Origin of the sequence: Wolbachia endosymbiont (group B) of Rhopobota naevana, from assembly GCF_947250615.1 — a bacterium.
In the GTDB taxonomy this organism is placed as follows: Bacteria; Pseudomonadota; Alphaproteobacteria; order Rickettsiales; family Anaplasmataceae; genus Wolbachia.
This window is the reverse complement of the sequence record NZ_OX366333.1, coordinates 627,347-640,699: the sequence shown is the minus strand read 5'-3', so window position 1 is coordinate 640,699 and position 13,353 is coordinate 627,347. Positions and strand designations below refer to the sequence as shown.

Genomic DNA, 13,353 nt, shown 5'->3' with positions numbered 1-13,353 from the left:
ATGAAAAAGGAAATTAGAAACCTAAAAGTAGCATCGGTATTACACAGGGCAATATCAAAAGTCTTAATGGAAGGTAATGTTCTTAATGAAAAAGTAGTAGTATCTGATGTAAAGCTAAGCAAAGATTTGAAGAAAGCAGATGTATATATTGTGTTATCTTCATTAAACACCCAAAATGATAATGATGATATCAGCACTGTTGTTAATGAAATGAACCAATCTGCATGGTCAATACGTAAATCTATATTGTGTTATGTTGATTTGCGATTTATACCTGAGTTAGTTTTTAAGCCTGATTTAGCATTCGATAATTTTGTCAATGTAAGCAAAATATTACATAATCACACTTAATTAATGTATTTCAACCATTATTTCTCATTAATGAGAATACACAGTTTAACAGGTTTATGGCTTGTGCTATTTTCTAGCTTAAGCGGCATTCTTTTAGCCTCAACTTCTCTATCGTATCAGGCTCTTTTTCTCCTTGTTTTGTTTACTATAGGTGCATTTTTAATGAGACCCGCAGGGTGCATAATCAATGATATCTTCGATAGAGAAATAGATGCGCACGTTGAACGAACAAAATATAGGCCACTTGCAAGTGGTGCATTAAACATAAAGCAGGCTTTGGCTTTACTTTCACTGTTACTGTCTATTGCCCTGGTAATCTTATTATTAACCAATAAAACTACTCTTATACTTGGAATAATTTCAATGTGCATGATAGTTATCTACCCCTTGCTAAAGCGTTACGTTTGGTGGCCACAATTGTTTTTAGGGTTTACTTTCAACATGGGATCACTCATGGGTTCAGCAGCAATAACAAACCAGATTAGCATAGAATCCTTGCTATTTTATATAGGATGCGTCTTTTGGACGCTTAGTTATGATACTATATACGCTCATCAAGATAAAAAAGATGATGAGAAATTAGGAATGAAATCTACTGCATTATATTTTGGCAATACAACAAAATCTTGGTTGAAAAGATTTTATTTAATATCCTTAATGGCATGGTTGTACGCTGGTATACTATCATCATTAAATAACATCTTTTATATTGCTTTACTTGCCATAGGATTCATATTTCACCACCAACACAAAAATTTCAATCCAGACGATTCTAATCAATGCATGTCCATATTTAAAAATAATTCCCAGATAGGACTCCTGCTCTTTTTCGGTATCCTTTTAGATAGAATTCTAAATTCTACTTTTGTATCCCTCTTTAATTAAGAGACTGACTAGCTCCTTGAGTTTGTTCAGTGCTTGAAAACTCAATATTACTATTTATACCTTTGTTTTGAATCATTTCTGCAAATACCCTTACTTTAAGCTTAGGCACATGCCTTTCTTTCACATCTTCAAAATCTAAACAATTAATCAAAGTTACTCCCGTTTCTTGTTGAATATAACTATAATCATTATTATGAAACATAAGAGAGTTTTTTATGCCAGCAAATGACATTTTTTGAAAATCTCCTTTATAATTTTCTGATAAAACATCAATCAATGGTCTATGGTTATGAAGGAAAATTTCTTTTTTCAATTCATCAGCCTTATTAATTAAAATATGTGCATATTCTGGATATAGCTTTTTTAAATTCTCTTCATTATCAAATTCATTACGTACGTTTTCATTTTGCTCCCATATGCCAGCCATTTTATTAACGTCATTTTCCCTCAAAAAGTCATATAGTGACTTATTTCTTTCTTTAATCTTTTTAACTTCTTCTTCACAATTTTTAAGATGCTGTAAATAATTGTTATACCTCTCGGTTGAAGTGGTTATAAATTCATTTTTCTTTTGTAAATTTTCCTCACTTACATATAAGCCAGCAACTTCTAGTCTTGCTATGTGATTTAGTATAACCTCACAAATATCTGTAAAGCCCATTTCAGTAGCCCAATGCAAAGGAGTTTTTTTACTCTTATCTTTTGCATTAATATCTGCTCCTAAGTCTATTAGAACTTTTATTATATCTGTAAATTCTCCATAGAAACACATAATAGAAGTAATCAAAGGAGTCCATCCACATCTGTCTACTGAATTCACATCAGCTCCAGCTTCTATTAGAACTTTTACTTCCTCTGTAGATAATCTTTGAGCAGCATGATGCAAAGGAGTTCGTTCATCCTTATCTTTTGCATTAATATCTGCTCCAGCTTTTATCAATCTCACAAATTCCTTCATATCTCGTTTTCTAACAGCATCCAAAAGTTCTGTTGATTTCGTTTCTTCTAGTTGTGGCATAAATTACCTCTAAAATGATTAATATTTAGTATTAATATATTAATAATAAATGTCAATAAGTTTGCTTGACTTTTCTTTACTATTCCTAAATAAATTATTATTAATTTAATATATCTTCTTGTTAAGAATTTAAACGATATATCTACTTTCAGCAACAAAAACCAGCAAATGTGAGAAGTGTTTGTTTTTGGATCTTATGGTCTACCACGTGATCCATACGAACTTTTTAATATGGTGATTTCATTATACGCTAAAACTAGCCATATTAGCCCATTTCATCCATATCTACATACGAACTGTTTTGCCTAAGCTTATTGAAATAATTTAAATCTTCTATTTTTATAACCTTATTTTTACGCTGCTTGTTCTCACAAATATACGATGTTTTTTATGTTTTTGGAGAAAGTCAATAATTCAATTCTTTATAACACTAGCTAGCATGGTATCCTCACTAAAATATTTTTAAAAAAGCTAGTTGACTTATAAATAATTCTCTACTAATACTGGCATGTGTTTGTTTATTCTGCTGAAGTTGCTCTGCACAAGTTTGTTGTAAAAAAACTTCAGCAGTTTCCGTACTCCTTTAAAGCATCATATTCCTATATATTAAATATAGCTGGTGTTCTCAATTTTTTTGATCTATAGTAAAACTGGCTAAAACTTCCAGTAATAAACAACTTTTAACCTAGTAGTAGTACTCACCATAAAAACTTAACAAAAATATGAGTAGTAAAAATATTATGTTGAAATTAGCTTGACCAATATTATATATTATACATAATATATCCTATATTTAGAATTAGGGGGGTAGCTGTGGTTGAGACTAAAGAATTTGTAGAACATATTATAAAACTTACCAATCGGCAAAGTGATCAAACAAATGAGCAGGAACCGAAATGGAAATCAAGCACTGGGCAAAGATGGCCAAGCACAGATGACCAGGAATTAGAAATAACTCAATTACCAACAAGTAGTAAAGATGACTACTACGAACTCATTAAACAAAGTTTATTTTGGATTAATATGAACTTAATGGATAATACAAGTAATTGGAGCTTATTAGAAAAAGAATGGGTTATTAAAGCGCATAGATCAGAATTAACAAAGAATCAGGAGAAGTTAATTCAAAAGTTATTTCATATTATTAATAGTCGTGATACTTCAACACTCCAACAATTTTTACAGAAAACTAAGAGTAATCCAGATCTAAAAACTGTTCTCGATCTTAAAGTAGGGGCGTCAGAGTTAACACTGTTACATATACTTCCAACAATCCTAAATTCATTTGATAGTTGTACTTTAGTGGATTGTCTCTTAAAAGCAGGAGCTGAACCAAATATACAAGATTATAAGGGAAAAACACCTCTACATTACTATGCTGCTACTTATCCTGTTGAAAAGAAATATGTGGATTCTCTTGTAAGCTATGGAGCTGATTTGAATATAAAGGACAATAATGGAAAAACTCCTCTACAAATTGCAATTGATAAAGGTACTTTGGATGTTGCAGAGTGCTTCTTTAATTTAGAGCAAAAGAAATTGTATGAAGAATTAAACAAGCTAATTGAAGGTACATCTAAACTTGAGAATGGTTCTTCCAAATATAACGTTCAAGGTGTTGAGGACCTGAAAAAGTTCTTAGATAAAAATAAAAACAATGAAGATTTAAAGATGATTTTGAGTATTAGGGATGAAGAAAATAATTTAGAAATACTTAAAGATTATATGTATACTGAAGTGATAAATTTACTCTCGGCAACTCAATCACAATTAATGGTAACTGAGCAAGAGACAGAGGAAACTTATGTACCACATCAATGTTTATTGGACATTTGTTTAACAGATCAACTAAGGCAACTAAATCAGTTTGTAAGTGAAATACCAAAAGCTGCAAACATAGCTGAATTACAGAAAGTTGTCGATAAGGCTATCATGTCTGGAGTGGGATTGAATCTTACTAAAGATGGAGGTCAGTGTTTCACAGATTACATACTAGAAAGAATTGGCCAACTAGAAAAAAACCATGAAGTTGCTAGCAATATAGTATGTACATTAATATCAAAAGGAGCAAGGTTAAGTGACTGGAATAGTTTAAACGTTATTGATGAAATAGAACTGGAGTTTAAAGAGCACAAAGCTAATATGATAAAAGCTCATGAACAGTGTGTTGATCATACTCATAAATTTCTGAAAATCGCAAAAAATGCGACCAACGGCAAGTTAAATTGTGCAAAAATGGATAACGCTACTTTTTACTTAGAATATTCAGAAGACAGTATAATAGATGTTGCGCAGATTACAGATGGAACAAGGGATTTAGGACTAACCCATGGAGATGTAAAGTGTGGAAGAAATATAGTAAAGATCGGCAATAGTGAAGTAGAAATTAAAACTGAAGATGGCATAAGGAATTACACAGATCTTACGGAAGGCAGCAGTATAGTATTAACTTTCTATACTAGTTTGGGAGAATTAGAAGTTAGATTATATCCTGATGAGAACAATAAAAAATTGATAAGAGTAGAAGTGAGCGATGAAGATCTATTTGAAGAAATAGCAAGTAATGAAGAAATAGGGCAAAATTGCTTATTGGGAGGTTTATCGGTTATTGAAGCTATAGACCGAGGTGTTTTTGCTAGATCCGGTGGATTAATGCATCCTGAAGTAATAAGCGAGTCTAACAACAAATGGACAGAACGTGAAGAGTTAAGAAGGACTTCTGATTCTAGGGGGAGAAGTTTCTAGGTAGATTAATTTGCTAAAAAGTTGAAGATTATTATTTAAATATAAACTACTGTAATTTATAGATTAAGGAGTTCGTACCAATGTCTTCTAAGAATACTCTTTTATATTGTTTTTAAGCTGGCTACAAAATGAGGATATGGAACATACAATTGGCTGAGATGCCTTTTACACTCCAGGTCTACTATTAAAATATGCAGCTAAAATTGGATCATTTTCTACCATTGTTGCACCTAATATGCTAAAATCTTCATCACTTGTATTGATATTTTTACATAGTTGATTTTGTAACATTTATTTGCTCTTCTATATCAATTTCAACATCTTTTTGTGTGGCCCTTTGTAGTAGCTCCTTTTGCAATAACCTTTTTTAATTTTCTGGCACATACTTTTTTCGATGTTTTTTCATGTTGTTTTTATAAACGTTACGACGCTGAGCCGTAAAACTTCTCTAATTGTTCACTCCATAACATTGGTATTTCTCTTAAATCAGCTAACTTCAAACCTCTTGGTTGTCTTCCCTTTACTATGTCTTCCTTTATTTTTGGAGCTAGGTAATTTAACCTTAAAATTTGTTGTACCCTTCTTGTACCTATATTAATTTTAACGCTCAGTTCCTTCACACTTGCATATTTTCCTGCCTCCAGTTGACGTTTCCACAGATGAGCCCTTACCACTGCTTTCAGTAGTGCATTGTTTGTTTTGCCTTCTGGCTCAATTACTGTGCATTTCTTTCCTTTCTTTTTTATTGGTATAAATTCCACCTTATCCTCTAAACTCACCTCTATTCCATCTTCCTTAACCATTACTCCCTTTATTAACTTTTTCACTACTTCTTTCTGCTTTCCAAAACTTAAATTTTCCCATTTTTCTTCGGTCTTTTCTCTCCAATTTTCATATATCTGCTCCGCTTTCCTCATCACTTCTTTTTCTACTTCTCCTGCTATTACATTTCGGTTTTCTGATTCACAACCTTTTCCCCTTAAATGATTGTTGCATACGTAATATCGATATCTCTTATTCTCCTTTTTTGCATATGTCAGTGTCATATTCACATCACAGCTCTTGCACTTAATTATTCCCCTAAGCAGTGCTTCCTCATATTTTGCTTTTCTATATGGTTGATTCCTTATCAATTCCTGCGCTTTTTGCCACTTTTCTTCTTCTATTATTGCTTCATGCTTTCCCTCATACTCTTTTTCATAATGTTTGATTTTTCCCATATATATTGGATTTGTTATTATTCTCCTTACCGTCGCTTTTTTAAAGATATCTGATTTTGTCCGGTATCCTTGACTATTTAACTCCCTTGCCAATTCTGCCATTGATTTTAGCTCCAAATATCTTTCAAATATGTGCCCTACTATTTTCGCTTCTTTTTCATTTATTATTAATTCTTTATCTTTTACATCATACCCAAGCGGTAAAGTTCCACCCATCCATAACCCCTGCTCTTTTGATGTTGCTATTTTATTTTTTACTCTCTCTACTATCATCTCTCTTTCTAGCTGTGCTGCTCCTGATAATACCGTTTGTACAAACTTTCCCATTGGCGTATTATTGTCAAATATCTGCGTTACTGCTACAAAATTTACTCTATGTCTTCTAAAAAATGATGTAACTTCTATGCTGTCTTTTGTTTCTCTTGATAATCTATCTAGCGTATATACTACTACACAATCTACTTCTCCTGCCTTTACATCTTCAAATAATTCCTTTATTGCTGGTCTTTCTAAATTCTTTCCTGAGAAACCTCCATCACCGTACCTTTTTGCCAATACTACCCAACCCTCTCTGCTCTTTATATACTTTTCACATGCTACTCGTTGCGCGTCCAAGCTGTTGAACTTCTGCTCTAGACCGTCTTCATTTGATTTTCTTGTATATATCGCACATCTTACTTCTTTTAGCATTTTCAATTTTCATTTTTATCACGCATACCGAATAATAAAGGTCCGTTGTAGCTCATTCCCATTATTTTCCCGGCTACTGCTGATAATGATGTGAAAAATTCTTCTCGGTAGATTAAACCCTTGTCTGTTACCATTACCGCATGTGTCTCTTCACCTCTCTCTAATATTAGCTCTGTTCCTGCTACTGGAAGTTTGTCACTACTTATTCTTTTTCCCTTCTCTAGTCGATCTGCTAGATACTCTAGTCTTTTTGCTCCTTTTCTTGACATTTTTCCATACGCTTCCTCCTGCATTCTATACGCTAATCTCGGTATCAGATATTTCTTTGAGTGTTTAGGTGCCTCTTCCCCAAATACCTTCTTCCACGTTTTTCTCAGTTCTGATAACGATTTTCTCTCTAATAACAACACTTCCTTTTCTACCATTTTCTTCCTTTTCTCAATCAACTTCCATAACCTTCTACTAATTCTCTCATGATCTCTTCGCTATTTCCCATATATGCCAAATCTATCGGTGTATATCCTTTATCATCTTTCTCATTTACATCTCCCCTGGCTTCTAATATTGCTCTTACGTTCTTTATCTCCCTCATAAATACTGCTCCGTGTAGTGGCGTCCTTCCTATATAATTTCTAGTATTTACATCTGATCCTGCTTTTATTAGCTCCCTTACCGTTTTTTCACAGCTCATCATGCTTGCACAATGTAATGCCGTATATCCTCCATCATTTTTAGCATTTACTTCTCCTCCTCCTTTTATCAGTGCCTTAATATTTTCTACCTTTCCCAGAAATGCTGCTAGGTGTAACGGTGTATCTCCGCTATTATTTTCTATATTTATTTCTGCTCCCCTTTCTATCAGTAACTTGACTACTTTTTCATCAGAGAATTGTGCTGCTAGATGCAATACTGTATCACCACCTTCGTCTTTTTCATTTATTCCATAAAATGAATTCTTCTTTAATTTTTCCAATCTCTTATTTAAATTGAACATCTTAGTTACCCCACCCATTTACCACCTTAAGTCTGTCTCATTAATCATTTCATTCACTTGGCTTATTATCTTGCTTGCTAAATTTTGACATTCCTCCTTTATTAGTGATTTGTCTCTTTTCCTTATTTCTCCTATCTCTATTATTTTTAACTCCGGCATATAGCTCCCATTCAACATGTCTGCTATTTCTCCCACTAGCCTCTCTATTCCATAGCAGGTCAGTTCTCTACTTTTTGTTATTCCTCCTTGTTCTCTCAGAAATTTACTCGCCTCTTCACTCTCTTTGCTATCACATAGACGATACTTTTCACTTTCCCAGATGTAATACATTGGTGTTGCACCATATTTATTCAGTTGATTAACCTCAGCTCCTGCTTTTACTAGCTCCTTTATTATTTCAACTCCTGCTCCTCCCATCTTGCATGCAGAGTGGAGTGGCGTACATCCAGTGACATATTGAGTGGCATTTACTTCTGCTCCCGACCTTAGCAGCACTTTTACATTTTCTAAACTTTTTGCAAATACTGCACAGTGTAGTGGTGTATAACCCTTTTTATCTCTTGCATTTACCTCTGCCCCTTTTTTTATTAATAACTTCACTGTTTTGTAATTGGAGATTTCTACTGCTTGATGCAAGATCGTCTCTCCTTCTTCATTTCTTTTATTAATGTTTTTAAACCCGTTACTTGATACTTCTTTAAAAAACTTACTCTTGCTAAAACTCATTTCATACCTCACAAAATTAGCTTTTCTAGCGCCAGACAAATTTCTTATATTTACCTGCTGCTATTCAAGTCATGTCCTTTTTAGCATGAGAAAGCAAGTCCTTTTCTTTTTATTTCATACATTTTAACCTATTATTAATATAATATATGAGGATCTAAATATAAGTACTTAACTTATTATAGATACAACTTGACTACTTTTCCAACTTCTGTGCAAATGTCGATGTTCGTGCCATTTCAGTACTCCTGGGTAAAATACTAAAATGTAATTTTCTAATTCGTGTATTGAATCTTCTTGTCCTGAACTTCTATCATTTTCGTAAGCTACGTGATATTCTGTTAAATTAGCTTTCGCAACCTTTTGATCAGTAAAATTCTTTGCTTCATATTCATAGCTGATATTAAATCTTTCCAAAATTGGTTTGCATTCCAAGTTCCATAGCTGTCCAGAAAGTTTATCATTATTAAGTAAAAGTGTGCCTCCTATTTCTTCTTGATAGCAAGGAGGAAAACAGTGATTTATTTCTCCTAATTTCCAGCTATCTGACAATACAATCTGTGCTTTGGCAAACTTTATTGGTGGTAGTAAACTCTGCGAAATAGAGTACAGTGCTTTGAAATTGTACCACATGTGATTTCGTTCATATATTCCACTGTAGTTTTTGGTATGTGGCTCTGTTTCTCCAAGTATTGCAACATCTAGGCGATATAAATCATTGCTAAAACTTCTCTCATAATGATTTCGAAATGTACTAAAATTGAAAGTTGCATTTGCTATTTTTAGTTTAAATGAATTTTTTCTTCCAAATGATAGTATTGGCCCTTCTTTTTTGATCTTGATTCCAGAATAATCAGATAGCAAATTCCCAAAAAAGCTTTCATCTAAAATAAACCTATCAATGTTATAGTGGCCATTGAAAATCCTCATTAGCCTTGATCTTGCTGGTAATGATAGTTTTGCAAGCTCTATAGCGGCATCAACGAAAAAGTCATTTGGCACATCCTTTATTCCAATTTGCAGCTCAAAGAAGTGCTTGCCAGGTGGTTCTTCGATAATTGTAATGTCTTCTATATTCGCCCATTTCAGTGCTATTTTAAGTGATGCAGGCGTTCCACGTAGTCTTTGAAATTTCACTCCTTCTACTACAGCTTTTCTTTTGTCTTTTACCCAGCGTAGTATTTCTTCTAAACCATATTCTTCTATTATCCACGGCAATGTTTCTTCTTCCAATCTAAATTTAAATCCTCTAATACAGCTTGGATCAACCTTATAATCTATCGCATCTACTAGCGCTTTTTCCTGGTTTGTTGCATTTGGTGGCAATAACATTACTCAACCTTTAACTTTCTTAATGCAGCGCACTCATTTCCTAGTACTACAACGTCCTCTTTTGGCTCGATTAATTCCACATTTTCTACACCATCTACAAATAGATTCGCTATTATCCATGATTTTGTAACATTCCATCCCAACCTTCTACTTGCTTCAAACTTCTCAATAAACTGCTTCTTGATTTCCTCCTTCGATATCACAGGACTTATGCTCATTCTGCTGTGAATATCTATTTCCGTAATATTGCAACCAATTACTGTTACTGTATCAGTTAAAACCCTTATATCATCTCTAGTAACCTGCTTTTTTACAATTTCAAGTAGCTCTTCTGACACTATGCCAGTTGTTGTTGATAAGATTGAAATTTGTACTTTCCCTGGTATAGGCGATTCTACTAATGCATCTTTTACTCTACTATCTGCCGACAGTGCATGATACCTATAATACTCCTTGCTCCCACATGTGCTCCAGCCTACTATTTTTGCTTTCACCCTCTTTCTAAATCGTACATCGTCTTCTTCTTTCTGCCTCTCTACTCCATAAAACTCAGCCAAATTATCAAGATCTTCTCCTGTCGCAAATTTCAGTAAATTACTCTTTACTGCTTCATTTATCCTTTGTCTGAGTAACAACTCTCTCCATGCTGCTACTTCTAATACCTTCATTGCTGGATCACTTTCCACCAATCCTGTAAAACTTGTGTCTCGATTTACTAACTCTTCTTTCATTCTGGAAAAGATCTCCTCAAAGTTCAGTGGTTCGATAATATTTGGCTGCTGCATTTTTAAACAACTACTCCATTAATATTTATGAACTTACCTTCTGAAAGATAGACACCTTCTAAATTCAATGTTACTCTCCCTTCTTTTACTTCTGTAATTTTTACTTTTTCTAACTTAAATCTCTTCTCAAATTTCCCCAGTGCTTCTGCTGTTGCTGCATATATCTCAAGTGTTAAATCTCTATTTATTGGCTTATCTACTAATTCAAATAATCTTGACCCATAATCTCTCCTCATTATTCTACTGTTAATAGGAGTGGTCAGTATATCAATTATCGATTGCTTTAAGTGCTCTATTCCCTCTAATTCTTTCCCTGTTTTAGCATCCATTCCTTTCATATATTTTTCATGGATTTGACTTAATACTTGCATGTTTTTCACGTGCTATAGAAATAGCCTTTCTCAACTTCTTTTCAAGAATTTCTTTAGAAGGAAGCTGTGTTAAATACTGTGCAACATGAATATTAGAGCCTTCGAGTTCAAGATATTCTATATCCTCTTGATCCTTATCAGCACATAAAATAATCCCTAACGGTTTTTCTTCACCTGCTTTTCGTTCATTTTTATCTAACCAATTTAAATACCATTCCATCTGTCCTTTATAAGCTGGTTCAAAGCGACCTATTTTTAGTTCTATTGCTATAAGGCGTTTTAATCCTCTGTGAAAAAATAGCAGGTCCAAATACCTGTCAGTTGTTTTAGTACTCATCCTTTTTTGACGTGTTACAAAACAAAAATCATTTCCAAACTCTTGTAAAAATTTTGTCAATTCATCCAAGATTGTATTTTCTAGATCAGTCTCACTATAACTTGATGGCAATTCCATGAAGCTAAGGAAGTATGGGTCATGAAAAATGAATTCTGGTGCTAACATATTTTCTTCACGTAAATTTTTTATACTCCTTCTTATAAACTCTTCAGGTTTTTTTGCTAGCGCTGTACGTTCATACAACATAGTATCGATTTTACTACGTAGTGCCCTAACACTCCACCTTTCAATACGACACATTTCTATATAATAATTACGCTTCAGCTCATCAGAAATTGCAATAATTTCTACAAAATGTGACCAACTCAATTGTTGTGACAGTGTCGCGACAATTTCTTGATCAGAAAAGAATTTAGAAAATTGCACCATACGAAATAATGACGCTCTATCAAAACCACGTCCATATTTAATCTGAAGTTCTTTTGCAAGTTGGGAGATGATTTGCTTCCCATAATCTGCACGTTTGTGCTTTAGAATATCTTGATCAATTCTAGAGCCAATTTCCCAGTTTAACAATACTAGAGTAGAATTGAATTGAACAGAAAGATGATTTTTTGCTCTATCTATTAAATTACTAATGTCTCCTAATAGGCTAGTAGTTATATCCATATTCATAACTTTATTTTTGATAAGTATAGCATATTTTATCCTGAAAAAATGTTACTGCTACCACTGATCACCTTGGAACCACAAGAAACCATATCACCAACTCTTCCCACTCCAAACCCATTTGCAAACACTGTTTTTGATCCTTCAGTTAATACTCTACCTTCTGTAAAATTATCTCCTTTTCGGCAAACTGGCTTACCATTTACAAAAACATTGTTACTGCCACTAACGCAAAAATGTAGTGTTGCTTCTGCACAATGATCTCCTACTCGCACAACCGATTTATTCATTTAATTAAGGTTTATTTTATCTGCCTTCAATTTTATTCCACTTTTTGTCATTTCTATTCTCGATCCCCCAGCTTTCAGTGTTATTTTATCTACTACTTCAATCTCTAAATGATGTTTATCTTTATCGTATGACAACTTTGTTCCATCTTGAAATTTTATACTATTTATTTCTTTTTTATTCTCTGGTGCATGGTATTTTTCCTGATATATTCCTGCTAACACCACTCCTAATGATAGTTCACCAAGAGGAGAAAATACCATAACCTGTCCATCAATATCTGGCGGAGACCAATCTCTATCTTTTCCTGCTTTACTTGTTATCCATGGCAGATAATCTGTTACAATATCTCCTATTTTAACTCTTACTTTTGCTTTTTCATAATCTATTTCTTTTACAACTCCTATACGAACAATGTTGGCCAGTTTCCTCTGTAGTTCCGAAATTGCAAAATTATTTTCTAACATTTATTTCACCGATTTCTATTTTGTGTGGCATAAATTTTCCTTCTTTCCAAATAGATCGCCCTACGTGTATTGTATGCACCCATTCAACCATCCACACTAAATATGCATCGAGCTCTGGTCTAAAGTCATCTCCTCCTCCTGATATAAATTCTCCTGGTGAAACATTTTTCACGTTCCAAGTATTTTTATTTACTACTCTCGCAACCTCAGCAGCTAATGTTCTGACCATAATAGATGCATTTTCTATTGTGCTATCAATCACAATTCGTGCTTCAAATCTTGCTTTCAACGCTAATTCTTCTGTTCCTGGATCATGTCCTTTTTCAAGACTGCTAAGTTCCACAAAAACCGCTGGTGCTAACAGTTCTTTCCTTATTGCTGGATAAATTTCACATGTCTGTATAGCCGGTATTTCTTCCTTCAGTGTGCTGCAAATTGCTTGATGTAAATCTTTCCAGAACTTTGTCATGCATATAAT

Annotated in this window: 16 protein-coding genes; 3 read left to right on the top strand and 13 right to left on the bottom strand. The window is 33.5% G+C overall.

What is annotated here, in order from left to right; all coding sequences use genetic code 11:
* Together OOL01_RS03165 and ubiA are read left to right on the top strand one after the other, a co-directional pair.
* Window positions 1–351 carry a ribosome-binding factor A gene (locus OOL01_RS03165; protein ID WP_017532600.1) on the top strand — a complete coding sequence of 117 codons (351 nt, stop codon included), beginning with the start codon at window positions 1–3 and terminating at the stop codon, window positions 349–351.
* Between the two features lie 3 nt (window positions 352–354).
* Window positions 355–1,236 (top strand): 4-hydroxybenzoate octaprenyltransferase, encoded by an 882-nt coding sequence (gene ubiA, locus OOL01_RS03160; protein ID WP_264687123.1) that lies wholly within the window; start codon window positions 355–357, stop codon window positions 1,234–1,236.
* Here the strand turns inward: ubiA and OOL01_RS03155 are convergent.
* Entirely contained in the window at window positions 1,229–2,254 is a 1,026-nt protein-coding gene (locus OOL01_RS03155; RefSeq protein WP_264687122.1) for an ankyrin repeat domain-containing protein, read from the bottom strand. The genes ubiA and OOL01_RS03155 overlap by 8 nt on opposite strands.
* Window positions 2,255–3,067: 813 nt before the next feature.
* Here OOL01_RS03155 and OOL01_RS03150 point away from each other — a divergent pair.
* Window positions 3,068–4,999, top strand: a complete 1,932-nt coding sequence (locus OOL01_RS03150) for an ankyrin repeat domain-containing protein (protein WP_264687121.1) — start codon at window positions 3,068–3,070, stop codon at window positions 4,997–4,999.
* 165 nt (window positions 5,000–5,164) lie between these two features.
* Here OOL01_RS03150 and OOL01_RS03145 read toward each other — a convergent pair whose 3' ends face one another.
* From OOL01_RS03145 to OOL01_RS03090, 12 genes are all read right to left on the bottom strand, one after another.
* Window positions 5,165–5,290, bottom strand: coding sequence for a hypothetical protein (locus OOL01_RS03145; RefSeq protein ID WP_010405125.1), 126 nt, complete (start codon window positions 5,288–5,290; stop codon window positions 5,165–5,167).
* A gap of 131 nt (window positions 5,291–5,421) precedes the next feature.
* Complete coding sequence (locus tag OOL01_RS03140; RefSeq protein ID WP_264687120.1) at window positions 5,422–6,909, bottom strand: recombinase family protein; 1,488 nt, start codon at window positions 6,907–6,909, stop codon at window positions 5,422–5,424.
* 2 nt (window positions 6,910–6,911) lie between these two features.
* Complete coding sequence (locus tag OOL01_RS03135) at window positions 6,912–7,334, bottom strand: DUF2924 domain-containing protein (protein WP_264687119.1); 423 nt, start codon at window positions 7,332–7,334, stop codon at window positions 6,912–6,914.
* Between the two features lie 17 nt (window positions 7,335–7,351).
* Window positions 7,352–7,921 carry an ankyrin repeat domain-containing protein gene (locus tag OOL01_RS03130; protein WP_264687118.1) on the bottom strand — a complete coding sequence of 190 codons (570 nt, stop codon included), beginning with the start codon at window positions 7,919–7,921 and terminating at the stop codon, window positions 7,352–7,354.
* Entirely contained in the window at window positions 7,922–8,629 is a 708-nt protein-coding gene (locus OOL01_RS03125) for an ankyrin repeat domain-containing protein (RefSeq protein WP_264687117.1), read from the bottom strand.
* A gap of 168 nt (window positions 8,630–8,797) precedes the next feature.
* The gene (locus tag OOL01_RS03120) at window positions 8,798–9,958 is read right to left on the bottom strand and encodes a phage tail protein (protein WP_019236411.1); all 1,161 of its coding nucleotides are present in this window, start codon (window positions 9,956–9,958) and stop codon (window positions 8,798–8,800) included.
* Entirely contained in the window at window positions 9,958–10,743 is a 786-nt protein-coding gene (locus OOL01_RS03115; protein WP_019236412.1) for a baseplate assembly protein, read from the bottom strand. The genes OOL01_RS03120 and OOL01_RS03115 overlap by 1 nt, the downstream gene beginning before the upstream one ends.
* Before the next feature lie 2 nt (window positions 10,744–10,745).
* Window positions 10,746–11,081, bottom strand: coding sequence for a GPW/gp25 family protein (locus tag OOL01_RS03110; protein WP_264687116.1), 336 nt, complete (start codon window positions 11,079–11,081; stop codon window positions 10,746–10,748).
* A gap of 7 nt (window positions 11,082–11,088) precedes the next feature.
* Entirely contained in the window at window positions 11,089–12,120 is a 1,032-nt protein-coding gene (locus tag OOL01_RS03105; RefSeq protein WP_264376895.1) for a PDDEXK nuclease domain-containing protein, read from the bottom strand.
* Between the two features lie 35 nt (window positions 12,121–12,155).
* Window positions 12,156–12,410: a PAAR domain-containing protein gene (locus OOL01_RS03100; protein ID WP_019236415.1), complete on the bottom strand. Its 255-nt coding sequence runs from the start codon at window positions 12,408–12,410 to the stop codon at window positions 12,156–12,158.
* Window positions 12,411–12,875, bottom strand: coding sequence for a phage baseplate assembly protein V (locus OOL01_RS03095; RefSeq protein WP_019236416.1), 465 nt, complete (start codon window positions 12,873–12,875; stop codon window positions 12,411–12,413).
* Entirely contained in the window at window positions 12,862–13,344 is a 483-nt protein-coding gene (locus OOL01_RS03090; RefSeq protein WP_019236417.1) for a hypothetical protein, read from the bottom strand. Before OOL01_RS03090 ends, OOL01_RS03095 begins: the two co-directional genes overlap by 14 nt.
* Between the last annotated feature and the right edge of the window lie 9 nt (window positions 13,345–13,353).

Excerpts from the sequence above, each read along its gene's own strand:
- OOL01_RS03115 (WP_019236412.1), bottom strand. The coding sequence starts at position 10,743 with ATGCAGCAGCCAAATATTATCGAACCACTGAACTTTGAGGAGATCTTT.
- OOL01_RS03165 (WP_017532600.1), top strand. The coding sequence starts at position 1 with ATGAAAAAGGAAATTAGAAACCTAAAAGTAGCATCGGTATTACACAGG.
- OOL01_RS03095 (WP_019236416.1), bottom strand. The coding sequence starts at position 12,875 with ATGTTAGAAAATAATTTTGCAATTTCGGAACTACAGAGGAAACTGGCC.
- OOL01_RS03105 (WP_264376895.1), bottom strand. The coding sequence starts at position 12,120 with ATGGATATAACTACTAGCCTATTAGGAGACATTAGTAATTTAATAGAT.
- OOL01_RS03145 (WP_010405125.1), bottom strand. The coding sequence starts at position 5,290 with ATGTTACAAAATCAACTATGTAAAAATATCAATACAAGTGATGAAGAT.
- ubiA (WP_264687123.1), top strand. The coding sequence starts at position 355 with ATGTATTTCAACCATTATTTCTCATTAATGAGAATACACAGTTTAACA.
- OOL01_RS03130 (WP_264687118.1), bottom strand. The coding sequence starts at position 7,921 with ATGGGTGGGGTAACTAAGATGTTCAATTTAAATAAGAGATTGGAAAAA.
- OOL01_RS03140 (WP_264687120.1), bottom strand. The coding sequence starts at position 6,909 with ATGCTAAAAGAAGTAAGATGTGCGATATATACAAGAAAATCAAATGAA.
- OOL01_RS03120 (WP_019236411.1), bottom strand. The coding sequence starts at position 9,958 with ATGTTATTGCCACCAAATGCAACAAACCAGGAAAAAGCGCTAGTAGAT.
- OOL01_RS03155 (WP_264687122.1), bottom strand. The coding sequence starts at position 2,254 with ATGCCACAACTAGAAGAAACGAAATCAACAGAACTTTTGGATGCTGTT.
- OOL01_RS03135 (WP_264687119.1), bottom strand. The coding sequence starts at position 7,334 with ATGGTAGAAAAGGAAGTGTTGTTATTAGAGAGAAAATCGTTATCAGAA.
- OOL01_RS03090 (WP_019236417.1), bottom strand. The coding sequence starts at position 13,344 with ATGACAAAGTTCTGGAAAGATTTACATCAAGCAATTTGCAGCACACTG.
- OOL01_RS03110 (WP_264687116.1), bottom strand. The coding sequence starts at position 11,081 with ATGAAAGGAATGGATGCTAAAACAGGGAAAGAATTAGAGGGAATAGAG.
- OOL01_RS03125 (WP_264687117.1), bottom strand. The coding sequence starts at position 8,629 with ATGAGTTTTAGCAAGAGTAAGTTTTTTAAAGAAGTATCAAGTAACGGG.
- OOL01_RS03100 (WP_019236415.1), bottom strand. The coding sequence starts at position 12,410 with ATGAATAAATCGGTTGTGCGAGTAGGAGATCATTGTGCAGAAGCAACA.